Source organism: Cedecea neteri (assembly GCF_000757825.1).
Classification (GTDB): Bacteria; Pseudomonadota; Gammaproteobacteria; order Enterobacterales; family Enterobacteriaceae; genus Cedecea; species Cedecea selenatireducens.
Genome location: NZ_CP009451.1, coordinates 4,105,686 through 4,118,479, shown reverse-complemented (window position 1 = coordinate 4,118,479; position 12,794 = coordinate 4,105,686). Strand labels below are relative to the sequence as shown.

Here is a 12,794-nt window from a genome sequence, read left to right as displayed (position 1 = left end):
AATTATAAGTTATTTTGTTTTTCTATTTTTATAAAATGCCATATCGCTTATACATTGTGCTGTAAAGATAAATTGCATTTCTTCTGGCTCCAACCTTCAAATCTCGCTGCAGCAGGAGTACATTGTGACGGTGCGCTTCCACGGCAGGACGCGAAATTAACAACAAAGGTCGAAGCTTCATGTCCCCCATCGAAAAATCCAGCAAACTTGATAATGTCTGTTATGACATCCGTGGCCCGGTTCTCAAAGAGGCAAAACGCCTTGAAGAAGAAGGCAATAAAGTGCTTAAGCTCAACATAGGGAACCCCGCGCCGTTTGGTTTTGAAGCGCCGGATGAAATCCTTGTTGATGTGATCCGCAATCTTCCTACCGCTCAGGGATATTGCGACTCCAAAGGGCTGTTTTCCGCCCGTAAAGCCATTATGCAGCACTATCAGGCGCGTGGGATGCGGGATGTCACCACGGAAGATATCTATATTGGTAACGGCGTTTCTGAACTGATCGTTCAGTCCATGCAGGCGCTGCTCAACAGCGGCGATGAAATGCTGGTTCCGGCACCGGACTATCCTCTCTGGACCGCCGCCGTCTCACTCTCTAGCGGCAAAGCGGTGCACTACCTTTGCGATGAAGAGTCCGACTGGTTCCCGGACCTCGACGATATCCGCGCAAAAATCACGCCCCGCACGCGCGGCATCGTGATTATCAACCCGAACAACCCTACCGGGGCCGTTTACTCTAAAGAGCTGCTTTTAGAGATTGTTGAGATTGCCCGTCAACACAATCTCATCATCTTTGCCGATGAGATTTACGACAAAATTCTTTATGACGACGCCGAGCATCACTCCATTGCCGCGCTGGCCCCGGATCTGCTGACGATTACCTTTAACGGCCTGTCAAAAACCTACCGCGTTGCCGGTTTCCGTCAAGGCTGGATGGTGCTTAACGGGCCGAAAAAACACGCTAAAGGCTATATTGAAGGTCTGGAAATGCTGGCCTCCATGCGCCTGTGCGCCAACGTTCCTGCCCAACACGCGATTCAAACCGCGCTGGGAGGCTACCAGAGCATCAGCGAATTTATCGTACCCGGCGGCCGCCTGTACGAACAGCGCAACCGCGCCTGGGAATTGATCAACGAGATCCCCGGCGTCTCCTGCGTTAAGCCTCGCGGCGCGCTGTATATGTTCCCGAAAATTGACGCGAAGCGCTTCAATATTCATGACGACCAGAAGATGGTGCTGGACTTCCTGCTGCAGGAAAAAGTTCTGCTGGTTCAGGGTACAGCCTTTAACTGGCCGTGGCCGGATCACGTGCGTATTGTTACGCTGCCGCGCGTTGACGACTTAGAAATGTCGATTGCCAAACTTGGGCGTTTCCTCGGCCATTACCACCAGTAAGCCCGTCGGGGGACATTTGCAATGTCCCCCTTCTCCCCTCACAATGACGCCACCGAGTTGTAACCGCGAGAACGTCATGAGTCAGAGCCATTTCTTTGCCCACCTCTCCCGCCTGAAACTGATCAACCGCTGGCCGCTGATGCGCAACGTCCGCACCGAAAATGTGTCCGAACACAGCCTGCAGGTCGCCATGGTTGCCCACGCGCTCGCCGCCATCAAGAATCGCAAGTTTAACGGCAACGTTAACGCGGAGAGAATCGCGCTTCTGGCGATGTACCACGACGCCAGCGAAGTGCTGACCGGGGATTTGCCCACGCCGGTAAAATATTTCAATTCGCAAATCGCGCATGAATACAAAGCCATTGAAAAGATTGCCCAGCAGAAGCTGATTGACATGGTGCCGGAAGAGCTGCGCGACATCTGGGCTCCGCTGATAGATGAGCACAGCTACAGCGAAGAAGAGAAAGCGCTGGTGAAACAGGCAGATGCGTTATGCGCTTACCTGAAATGTCTGGAAGAGCTGTCGGCAGGCAATAACGAATTCCTGCTGGCGAAAAGCCGTCTGGAAAAAACGCTGGCCGACCGCCACAGCCCGGAAATGGACTACTTCATGCAGGTCTTTGTGCCAAGTTTCCAGCTTTCGCTGGATGAGATAAGCCAGGATTCACCGCTTTAAACACTTCCCCTCTGCCGAAGCGAAATCAGGATAATGTTTTCCCCTTCTCCCTTACAGGGAGAAGGCCGTGTGAGAGTAAGTATCAGAACGGAAACAGCATCGGCACCATCACTACGCTCACGATCATCACAATGACGGTAAACGGCACGCCGAGCTTAACGAAGTCGCTAAATTTATAGTTCCCTGGCCCCAGCACCAGCGTGTTCACAGGCGATGATACGGGCGTCATAAACGCCGCAGAGGCAGCCATCGCCACAATCATCGCGAACGGATAAGGTGAAACGCCCATCGATTTAGCGGCAGCCAGGGCGATAGGTGCCATCAGTACCGCCGTCGCGGTATTGGAGATAAACAACCCGATGGTTGCACACATCACAAACAGGCAAACCAGCATGATGTAAGGCCCATATCCGCCACCGAACTCCATCAGCCCATGAACGATTAAATCCACCCCGCCGGTTTTCTGCAACGCCAGCGCAAAAGGCATCATCCCGACAATCAGAATAATGCTCGGCCAGTGAATCGCCTTATAGGCGCTTTCCATATCAATACAGCGGAACTTGCCCATCAGCATGCAGGCGATAATCGCGGCAATAGGGTTGGGTATCTCGTCGGTCAGCATGAGCGCGACCATTAGCGCCAGGCAGAAAATTGCGTGCGGCGCCTGGCTGTGTGCCGGAGAAGCATCCCGCTCTTCCACCGGCAGATTGAGCACCAGGAAATCACGATTTTGCTGTGAAAGCTGGTTAATCAGCTTCCAGTCGCCGACGACCAGAATAATATCCCCCAGTTGAATGGGCTCATCCACCAGCAGCCCTTCCATTGCCTTACCGTCTCGTCGCAGGCCAACAACGTTGAGACCGTAGCGGGTTCGGAAGGCGATTTCTCGCAAAGTCTGCCCGGTCAGTTCCGATTCGGGTAAAAGCGATACTTCAGCCATGCCCACATCCAACGCCTGATCCGAGAAATACTCGCCGCGCAGCACCATCGGCTCGAGCATTTGTTCGCTGCAAAACTCACGTAAATCAACGTCCGAGGCGGACATATCGATCAGTAGAACGTCACGCGCGCGGAACTCGGTCACGCCGGTCACATTAACGATAACGCGGCGGAACTTGCGCCACCGTTCAAGGCCGATAACGTTAGCCCCGTAGCGCTCACGCAGCTTCAAATCATCCAGCCGGTGGCCGACCATCGGCGAACCGGGGCGAATAGCCAGCCGTCGCGCCCGCCCGGTCAGGCGATATTCTTTAATCAAGTCGCGGAAAGAACGGCGCTTCCAGCTCTCTTTTCCCGCCTCATCGCCCTGCCCTTTAAGCGCAAAACGCACCACCAGCATATAAAGGATGCCAAGCACCAATACCGCCAGGCCAATCGGCGTCACGCTAAAGAACTGGAAGCCTTCCAGCCCTTCGCGCAGCAGCTCACTATTGATAACCAGATTAGGCGGCGTGGCGACGATGGTCATCATGCCGCTGATAAGCCCGGCGAAACTAAGCGGCATCATCAATCTGGAGGGGGAAATTTTCATGCGCATTGAAACGCTGATAACCACCGGAATAAAAATGGCCACCACGCCGGTAGAACTCATAAAGGCACCCAATCCGGCTACCGTCACCATCAGCAGGATCAGCATTTTGGTTTCGCTGCTGCCCGCCACGTCCACCAGCCAGCTGCCCATTTTGGTTGCGACGCCGGTACGCACCAGCCCGTCACCAATAATGAACAGCGCGGCAATCAGGATAACGTTGGGATCGCTGAACCCTGAAAAGGCCTCGCTAAGGCTTAACGTCCCGCTGAGGACAAAAGCGACAATCACCAACAGAGCCACCGCGTCCATACGCATCTTTCCGGTAGCGAACAGCAGGACAGCAACCCCCAGCAACGACAACACCCAAATGAGTTCCGAATTCAAAACGAGTCCCTGAATGGCTGATTATTGGTGAATTGAATGTAGATGAGAATGCCATAAAAAAAACCCCGCAAATGCGGGGTTAAATCATGGGATTAGTGTTTTCTTAACACTTCGACCGTGCCGTCCGGCGATTTCTGGACCAGCAGCTCGCTAAGGGAGGCGAGGACATAGTCCACGTGTTCAAGCCGTGGCGTATCCGCCGGGGCGTTAACCGCAATCACGTGGCAGCCAGCAGCAAGTCCGGAAAGCACGCCGGCGGGCGCATCTTCAACGACTACGCACTCTTCCGGCTCGAGCCCAAGCAGCTGAGCACCGAGCAAATAGGCGTCAGGTTCAGGTTTCCCGCGCGCCACTCGCTCGGCCGTCACAAAGACTTCCGGCTCGGGCAGGCCACCCGCCAGGCGACGAGCGGACGCTACCGGCACAGAACCTGAAGTGACGATAGCCCATGGAATACCGGCTTCGTTAAGGTGAGCCAAAAGCTCCGCAGCCCCAGGCAAGGCAACGATACCGTCGGTATCTTCAGACTCCAGCTTCTCGAGGCGCAGGAACTCCTGCTGAATTTCTTCCTCGGAGGCACCGGCCATAAAATGGCGCAGTGAGGTAATCGCCTGCTTGCCGTGGATGAAGCCCAAGACTTCTTCCGGGGAAATATTAAAACGCTTTGCCCAGTTTACCCACGCGCGCTCGACGGCAGGAAGGGAGTCAACCAGCGTACCATCCAAATCAAACAAGAAACCTTTACACTTCACTACGCGTCTCTCCTCAGGCGTTAATAATCTGCGCAATCTCGTTGGCGCTTAAGTGATACTGACGCGGGCAGGCATGCCACACCTTCAGCATTCGTTGGTATTTGTCCCACATTGGGGTTTGGGCGTTAAAGCCGTGGGTGCCGGCATCAAAATGGGTATAGCGGCCTTCAATGTTCACCATAAAGCGAACATAGCCCAGGAAGCGGGCTTCGGTGGCGGCATCAAAGCCCATAAAGGTGACGCGACGTTCGTCGATGTCCTGGCTGTCTTTCAGGTTGGTCCAGGAAACGTGCAGCGCGTGATACATCTCCATGATGTCGATAACGATGCGGCAGGTTTCTTCCTTCAGCTCGCCAAACTCGCGATCCAGCTCGCGCATTTGCAGACCATAGCCGCGTTCGATGATGGTTTGCAGGCGACGATAGCGCTCGGCGTTATCCGGGTCCATCATCGTCATCATCTTATACTGGTTGGATAAAATCAGACGTTGCGCGTTAGTCATTTCCATTTCCTGACTCCTTTGGTGCATGGAAAAATCCAGGTTATGACGAAGATAACCTGTAAGAAAGTATGCCTTCCTTTATATGCGCAACCGTAGGGTAATTACAAATCATCCAGGAAAGTTTTATCCAGCTGTTTGAACGCGCGCTTGAGCACGTCTGCCAGCGCCTGGTAGTCCGGCTTGCCTTCAACCGGGGCCAGCGCCTGACCTGCTTCCTGCAGTTTCATACGAACTTCATAAAACCATTGTAAGGTCGAAGGCGGTAACGGCGTGACCGAGCGCTTGCCGAGCCACCACAGTCCCTGCATTGGCAGGCTACAGGCAAAAAGTGCCGTGGCCACCGCGGGGCCAAGCTGGCCGCCCAGCGCGATTTGCCAGGTCAGCGTAAACACCGCCAGCGGCGGCATAAAACGTATGGCGTACCGGGTGGCACGAATCACACGATTTTCGATAAATACCGGTGACAGGCGCTTATCCAGCGGCCAGGTCTTCGAGTAGTGCTGCCCACGTCCGAACAGGCTAAACCAGCTAACATGGCTATTCTGGGGTGTCGACATGGCTCATACCTCAACTCTACATATAAAAAATAAAATAATTTTGCAACTCAGCAACTCTCAATGACATCGTTCAAAAAATTTTGTCTTTACGAGCCTCTATCTGCTACCCTGTGCCGGCCTTGATGGCCGTAGTGGGGAAACCACATGCTGTCAAACATTCTTTTACATCGCCGTGACCTGCAGCTTCGGGAATATGGCGTAAACTCTGAGTAATTTTATTCGCCATGCCGAAAAACGCTTCTGGCATGACGTTAATCATAAATGTCAGCGTCATCATGCGCTACGCTGATAGACTAACTGACGTTTTTTTAGCCACGTATCAAAAATAGGTACTTCCATGTCGAGTAAGCTAGTACTGGTTCTGAACTGCGGTAGCTCATCACTTAAATTCGCAATTATCGATGCCGTAAACGGTGAAGAGTACCTTTCTGGTTTAGCAGAGTGTTTCCATCTTCCTGAAGCCCGCATCAAATGGAAACTGGACGGCGCTAAACAAGAAGCGGCTCTGGGCGCAGGTGCCGCTCACAGCGAAGCTCTTAACTTCATCGTTAATAAGATTCTGGCAGAAAAACCAGAATTGTCCGCTCAGCTGACCGCAATTGGTCACCGTATCGTACACGGCGGTGAAAAATACACCAGCTCCGTTGTTATCGATGATTCCGTGATTCAGGGTATCAAAGATTCTGCCTCTTTTGCACCGCTGCATAACCCTGCACACCTGATCGGTATCGCTGAAGCCCTGAAATCCTTCCCTAACCTGGCTGATAAAAACGTTGCCGTGTTCGACACCGCGTTCCATCAGACCATGCCGGAAGAATCTTTCCTCTACGCTCTGCCGTACAAACTGTACAAAGAGCACGGCGTTCGTCGCTACGGCGCACACGGCACCAGCCACTTCTACGTGACTCAGGAAGCCGCAAAAATGCTGAACAAGCCGGTTGATGAACTGAACATCATCACCTGCCACCTGGGCAACGGCGGTTCCGTTTCTGCAATCCGTAACGGTAAATGCGTTGATACCTCCATGGGTCTGACCCCGCTGGAAGGTCTGGTCATGGGTACCCGCTCCGGCGACATCGACCCGGCTATTATCTTCCACCTGCACGATGCCCTGGGCATGAGCGTGGAAGACATCAACAAAATGCTGACCAAAGAGTCCGGCCTGCTGGGTCTGACCGAAGTCACCAGCGACTGCCGCTACGTTGAAGACAACTACGCAACGAAAGAAGACGCTAAACGTGCAATGGACGTTTACTGCCACCGTCTGGCGAAATACATCGGCTCCTACACCGCGCTGATGGAAGGTCGTCTGGACGCCGTTGTCTTCACCGGTGGTATCGGTGAAAACGCCGCCATGGTACGTGAACTGTCCCTGGGCAAACTGGGCGTACTGGGCTTCGAAGTTGATCACGAGCGCAACCTGGCTGCACGTTTCGGCAAGTCTGGCTTCATCAACAAGGAAGGCACCCGCCCGGCGGTGGTTATCACCACCAACGAAGAGCTGGTCATCGCTCAGGATGCATCCCGCCTGACCGCCTGATTCCCTCACCGCCAGCCTTAGCTGGCGGTGTTGTTTTCTGAGTCGAGTGAGCATCCCTGCTCGCGAAAACGAAAGAGGTTATACCGTGTCCCGTACTATTATGCTGATCCCTACCGGAACCAGCGTCGGCCTTACCAGCGTAAGCCTTGGCGTTATCCGTGCTATGGAACAAAAAGGCGTTCGTCTGAGCGTCTTCAAACCTATCGCCCAGCCGCGTACCGGTGGCGATAGCCCGGACCAGACCACCAGCATCATCCGCGCTAACTCCACCATCCCGGCCGCCGAGCCGCTGAACATGGGCCACGTAGAGTCCCTGCTGTCCAGCAATCAGCAGGACGTGCTGATGGAAGAGATCATCGCCAACTACCACGCCAGCAGCAAAGATGCTGAAGTCGTTCTGGTTGAAGGCCTGGTGCCGACCCGCAAACACCAGTTTGCTCAGGCGCTGAACTATGAAATCGCCAAAACCCTGAATGCGGAAATCGTCTTCGTAATGTCTCTGGGCAATGACTCTCCGGAGCAGCTGAAAGAGCGTATCGAACTGACCAGCAGCAGCTTCGGCGGCAGCAAAAACACCAACATCACCGGCGTTATCATTAACAAACTGAACGCCCCGGTTGATGAGCAGGGTCGTACCCGTCCGGACCTGTCCGAGATCTTCGACGACTCCAGCAAAGCGAGCATCGCTAACATCGATCCTAAGCAGCTGTTTGCCGACAGCCCGCTGCCGGTTCTGGGCTGCGTGCCGTGGAGCTTCGAACTGATTGCTACCCGCGCCATCGATATGGCTCGCCACCTGAACGCGACCGTCATTAACGAAGGTGACATCAATACTCGCCGCGTGAAGTCCGTGACTTTCTGTGCGCGCAGCATTCCGCACATGCTGGAACACTTCCGCCCTGGTTCTCTGCTGGTCACCTCCGCAGATCGCCCGGACGTGCTGGTTGCCGCCTGCCTGGCTGCAATGAACGGCGTTGAAATTGGCGCCATCCTGCTGACCGGCGGTTACGAAATGGACCCACGCATCAGCAAGCTGTGCGAGCGTGCTTTCGCTACCGGCCTGCCGCTGTTCATGGTTGACACCAACACCTGGCAGACCTCTCTGAGCCTGCAGAGCTTCAACCTGGAAGTCCCAACCGACGACCATCAGCGTATCGAAAAAGTGCAGGAATATGTGGCCAGCCACATCGATGCGAACTGGATCGAATCCCTGACCGCGACCTCCGAGCGCAGCCGTCGTCTGTCTCCTCCAGCGTTCCGTTACCAGCTGACCGAACTGGCTCGTAAAGCCGGTAAACGCGTTGTGCTGCCGGAAGGCGACGAGCCGCGTACCGTTAAAGCAGCGGCTATCTGTGCTGAACGTGGTATCGCGACCTGTGTGCTGCTGGGTAACCCGGATGAAATCACCCGTGTTGCTGCGGCGCAGGGCGTTGAGCTGGGCGCAGGCATCGAAATCGTCGATCCAGAAGTGGTTCGCGAAAGCTACGTTGCCCGCCTGGTTGAGCTGCGTAAGAGCAAGGGCATGACCGAAGCCGTTGCCCGCGAACAGCTGGAAGACAACGTTGTGCTGGGCACCCTGATGCTCGAGCAGGACGAAGTTGACGGCCTGGTTTCCGGTGCGGTTCACACCACCGCGAACACCATCCGTCCGCCGCTGCAGCTGATCAAAACTGCACCAGGCAGTTCTCTGGTGTCTTCCGTGTTCTTCATGCTGCTGCCTGAACAGGTTTACGTTTACGGCGACTGTGCGATTAACCCGGATCCAACCGCAGAACAGCTGGCAGAAATCGCGATTCAGTCCGCTGACTCCGCTGCCGCTTTCGGTATCGACCCACGCGTTGCAATGCTCTCCTACTCCACCGGTAACTCCGGCGCAGGTAGCGACGTTGAGAAAGTGCGTGAAGCTACCCGTATCGCTCAGGAAAAACGCCCCGATCTGGTCATCGACGGCCCACTGCAGTATGACGCTGCGGTAATGGCTGACGTGGCTAAGTCTAAGGCACCAAACTCCCCTGTTGCGGGCCGTGCGACCGTGTTCATCTTCCCTGACCTGAACACCGGTAACACCACCTATAAAGCGGTACAGCGTTCTGCAGACCTGATCTCCATCGGGCCAATGCTGCAGGGTATGCGCAAGCCGGTTAACGACCTGTCCCGTGGCGCGCTGGTTGACGATATCGTCTACACCATCGCTCTGACCGCGATTCAGTCCGCTCAGCAAGAGTAAGCCAGCTGAGACGTAAAAAGGCAGCCACCTGGCTGCCTTTTTTATTGCTTTAGCCCTCTACAGTAGCTCTTTAGCCGCCTTCACAATATCGGCCGCCGTCAGGCCATATTCCTGCTGCAGGAAGTCCTGAGTGCCAACCTGGCCGTAACGCTCCTTCACGCCCACTCTTCGCATCGGCACAGGGCAGGTCTCCACCAGCACTTCCGCCACCGCTGACCCCAGTCCGTTGTGAATACTGTGGTTTTCACAGGTGACGATGCGCCCGGTTTTCTCGGCGTAGTTCTTCACCAGCATGCGGTCGACAGGCTTGAGGGTGAACATATCGATCACCGCCGCGCTGACGCCCTCCAGCTCAAGCTGCTGAGCTGCTTTTAGCGCTTCTGCAACCATAATCCCGTTGGCTATCAGCGTAATGTCCGTGCCTTCGCGCAGCACGTTGCCTTTGCCGATGGTGAAGGTCGAGCCTTCCTCATAAACGGTAGCCGCCTGCTTACGAATAGTGCGCACCCAGTAGAAACCTTCCAGCGCGATCAGCTGGCGCAGAATGTCCTTAAACATCACCGCGTCGGTCACCTCCAGCACGATGGAGTGTGCCAGCCCACGCACAATGCCCATATCTTCGAACGACATATGGGTACCGCCGTTATGGCAGGCCGTTACCCCGGCGTCAGAAGCGATAACCTTGACGTTATTGCGCTGGTAATCCAGCGACATAAACAGCTGGTCAAAGCAGCGGCGGCTGGCGAAGGCGGTAAAAGTATGAACAAACGGCTTACGGCCGGTCAGCGACAGGCCTGCCGCCACGCCAATCACGTTGGCTTCCATGATGCCGCAGTTAATCACGTGCTGCGGGTTATCTCGCTGTACGCCGTCCATCGCCATCGAACTCATCAGGTCAGCTTCCAGCGCGATAATACCGCTGTCTTCGCTAATCTGCTGCTGAACAAACCCGGCATAGATTTTCCGCATCTCAACGGCGTCCTGGCCGCCGGTCTGGCTTACCTTAATCATGTTCCGCCTCCAGTTGCGCGATGGCCTGCTCCAGCGCCTGTTTTGACTGCTCCGTCAGGCGGAGATGGTGAGAGTTACCCAGTTGTTCAAGATACGGCACGCCTTGCCCCTTCACGCTGTCGAGGATCACCAGCAGAGGGCGCTGCTCGCCGCTGCGCACGGGCTTCACCGCTGCCAGCAAGCCGGCGATGTCATCCCCTTTCACCTTCACCACGTCAAAACCGAAGGCGCTAAACTTCTCTTCCAGATCGAAGGCGCAGATGATTTCGTCCAGCTCGCCGTCCAGCTGTTGCTTGTTCCAGTCGACAAAAACCGTCAGGTTATTGAGGCGGTGATGAGCAATAAACTGGAAAGCCTCCCAGCACTGCCCCTCGTTCAGCTCGCCGTCGCCGACGATGCTGAATACCCGGTTACGGCGCTGCGCCAGCTTGTGGGACAGCGCAATACCGGCGGCGATAGAAATCCCCTGCCCCAGCGAACCGGTGGTGGCGTCCACGCCGCGAGTTTTCAGGCGGTCAGGGTGGCTCGGCAGGCTGGTCCCATTCTCATTCAGAGTAGCCAACTGCTCGACCGGGAAATATCCCTTCAGCGCCAGCGTGCTGTACAGCGTCGGGCCAGCATGCCCCTTCGACAGCACAAAGTAGTCGCGCTCTGCCCAGTCAGGGTCACCCGGATCGATATTCATCACCTCGCCATACAGCACCGCCAGCGTTTCCACCACCGACATGCTGCCGCCGTAGTGACCGAACCCCAGCTGCGTGAGCGCCTTCAGCGTCTCCACCCGGATATCGCGCGCAAACCGCGAGACGTCTGCCAGTTCATTCATTATTTAGCCCCCGTATTATCTTCAGTGTGTACGGCAGGAGTGCCTTTTCCTTTGCCCAGATAGTTGAACCCGACCAGTACCGCAAAGACGGCAACGACCACTGCGGTAATCGCCGCTGGTGACAGGAAGCGCGCCAGGTTGCCGAGGATAATGCCTACCACACCGAAGTCAGCGTCGGAGAACGTGGTGTTGGCGAAGCCAAGCGCCCCCAGCACAGGCAGCAGCAGAACCGGCAGGAAGGTGATCAGCAGGCCGTTGGCGAAAGAGCCCACCATTGCGCCGCGTCGGCCGCCGGTAGCGTTACCAAACACGCCAGCGGTAGCCCCGGTAAAGAAGTGAGGCACCACGCCCGGCAAAATCAGTACCAGCTTCATCTGCCCCAGCAGGAACAGCCCGACAAGACCGCCAAGGAAGCTGAACAGGAAGCCAATCAGCACGGCGTTTGGCGCGTATGGGTAAACCACCGGGCAGTCCAGCGCCGGGCGAGCATTTGGCACCAGCTTCTCGGAGAAACCGGTAAACGCCGGGACGATTTCCGCCAGAATCAAGCGCACGCCCTGCAGGATGATGAACACCCCGGCCGCAAAGGTAATTGCCTGAATAATGGAGTAAACCAGGAAGTTCTGGCCGCCGCTCAGCTTCTCTTCTACATACGTCTGGCCCGCGCAAATCGCGAGGATCATGTAGATGATTATCATGGTCAGGGAGATGGAGATTGAGCTGTCACGCAGGAAGCTCAGGTTCTTCGGCAGGTTCATCTCTTCCGTTGAGCGTGAGCCCTTGCCGCACTTGCTGCCGATCCAGCCGGACAAGACGTAGCCCAGCGTGCCGAAGTGGCCAAAACCGATGTCATCGGTGCCGGTGATACGGCGCATATAGCGCTGCGCAATGGCCGGGAAGAACGCCATGATCAGGCCAAGGATCAGCGAGCCGGTAAACACCAGCGGTACGCCTTCAAAGCCCGCCACCGTCAGGATGACGCTGATCATACACGCCATATAGAACGTATGATGGCCGGTCAGGAAGATGTACTTCAGGCGGGTAAAGCGAGCCACAATAATGTTCGCCACCATCCCGAAGGCCATGATCAACGCCGTTGATGCCCCGTATTTTTCCAGCGCGATGGAAACAATCGCTTCATTATTAGGAATAATGCCCTGGATATTAAATGCATGTTCAAACATGCCGCCCAGTGGATTCAAAGACCCCACTAATACGGTGGCACCGCCGCCCAGAACAATAAAGCCCAGAACGGTTTTAATTGAGCCCTTCACCACATCAGAAAATGACTTCTTTTGTGCCACCAGGCCAATTAATGCTATCAGCCCGACGAGAATGGCCGGAACCTTTAGAATATCAACAATAAAATTCAGCGTACCAAGGATAAACATATC

At 55.3% G+C, this 12,794-nt stretch carries 12 protein-coding genes; 4 read left to right on the top strand and 8 right to left on the bottom strand.

The genetic code is table 11. From position 1 onward, the window contains the following. Positions 1-179 precede the first annotated feature (179 nt). Together alaA and yfbR are read left to right on the top strand one after the other, a co-directional pair. A complete protein-coding gene (alaA, locus tag JT31_RS19105) occupies positions 180-1,394 on the top strand; it encodes an alanine transaminase AlaA (protein ID WP_038480855.1) in 1,215 nt (404 codons plus the stop codon). 76 nt (positions 1,395-1,470) lie between these two features. Next, positions 1,471-2,070, top strand: a complete 600-nt coding sequence (gene yfbR / locus JT31_RS19100; RefSeq protein ID WP_038480852.1) for a 5'-deoxynucleotidase — start codon at positions 1,471-1,473, stop codon at positions 2,068-2,070. A gap of 82 nt (positions 2,071-2,152) precedes the next feature. Here the strand turns inward: yfbR and JT31_RS19095 are convergent, their stop codons facing one another. The 5 genes from JT31_RS19095 to JT31_RS23895 form a co-directional block, all read right to left on the bottom strand. Beyond that, entirely contained in the window at positions 2,153-3,985 is a 1,833-nt protein-coding gene (locus tag JT31_RS19095) for an SLC13 family permease (protein ID WP_038480849.1), read from the bottom strand. Positions 3,986-4,077: 92 nt separating this feature from the next. Then, positions 4,078-4,773 carry a sugar phosphatase gene (locus JT31_RS19090; protein WP_218167136.1) on the bottom strand — a complete coding sequence of 232 codons (696 nt, stop codon included), beginning with the start codon at positions 4,771-4,773 and terminating at the stop codon, positions 4,078-4,080. Beyond that, a complete protein-coding gene (locus tag JT31_RS19085) occupies positions 4,751-5,245 on the bottom strand; it encodes a YfbU family protein (protein ID WP_038480843.1) in 495 nt (164 codons plus the stop codon). The genes JT31_RS19090 and JT31_RS19085 overlap by 23 nt, the downstream gene beginning before the upstream one ends. A gap of 95 nt (positions 5,246-5,340) precedes the next feature. After that, positions 5,341-5,796, bottom strand: coding sequence for a terminus macrodomain insulation protein YfbV (yfbV, locus tag JT31_RS19080; protein ID WP_038480841.1), 456 nt, complete (start codon positions 5,794-5,796; stop codon positions 5,341-5,343). Between the two features lie 103 nt (positions 5,797-5,899). After that, complete coding sequence (locus JT31_RS23895; protein WP_158399826.1) at positions 5,900-6,073, bottom strand: hypothetical protein; 174 nt, start codon at positions 6,071-6,073, stop codon at positions 5,900-5,902. Positions 6,074-6,133: 60 nt separating this feature from the next. On the opposite strand from JT31_RS23895, the gene ackA reads away from it, so the two are divergent. Together ackA and pta are read left to right on the top strand one after the other, a co-directional pair. Then, on the top strand, positions 6,134-7,336 hold the full coding sequence (ackA, locus tag JT31_RS19075) for an acetate kinase (RefSeq protein ID WP_038480838.1): 1,203 nt from the start codon (positions 6,134-6,136) through the stop codon (positions 7,334-7,336). 85 nt (positions 7,337-7,421) lie between these two features. Beyond that, positions 7,422-9,563, top strand: coding sequence for a phosphate acetyltransferase (pta, locus tag JT31_RS19070; protein WP_038483321.1), 2,142 nt, complete (start codon positions 7,422-7,424; stop codon positions 9,561-9,563). Between the two features lie 57 nt (positions 9,564-9,620). On the opposite strand, the gene JT31_RS19065 is transcribed toward pta, so the two are convergent. The 3 genes from JT31_RS19065 to JT31_RS19055 are packed head-to-tail and all read right to left on the bottom strand — an operon-like array spanning position 9,621 to position 12,791. After that, a complete protein-coding gene (locus JT31_RS19065) occupies positions 9,621-10,574 on the bottom strand; it encodes a transketolase family protein (RefSeq protein WP_038480835.1) in 954 nt (317 codons plus the stop codon). After that, complete coding sequence (locus tag JT31_RS19060; protein ID WP_038480831.1) at positions 10,567-11,400, bottom strand: transketolase; 834 nt, start codon at positions 11,398-11,400, stop codon at positions 10,567-10,569. The genes JT31_RS19065 and JT31_RS19060 overlap by 8 nt, the downstream gene beginning before the upstream one ends. After that, positions 11,400-12,791: a PTS ascorbate transporter subunit IIC gene (locus tag JT31_RS19055; protein WP_038480828.1), complete on the bottom strand. Its 1,392-nt coding sequence runs from the start codon at positions 12,789-12,791 to the stop codon at positions 11,400-11,402. Before JT31_RS19055 ends, JT31_RS19060 begins: the two co-directional genes overlap by 1 nt. Positions 12,792-12,794 lie beyond the last annotated feature (3 nt).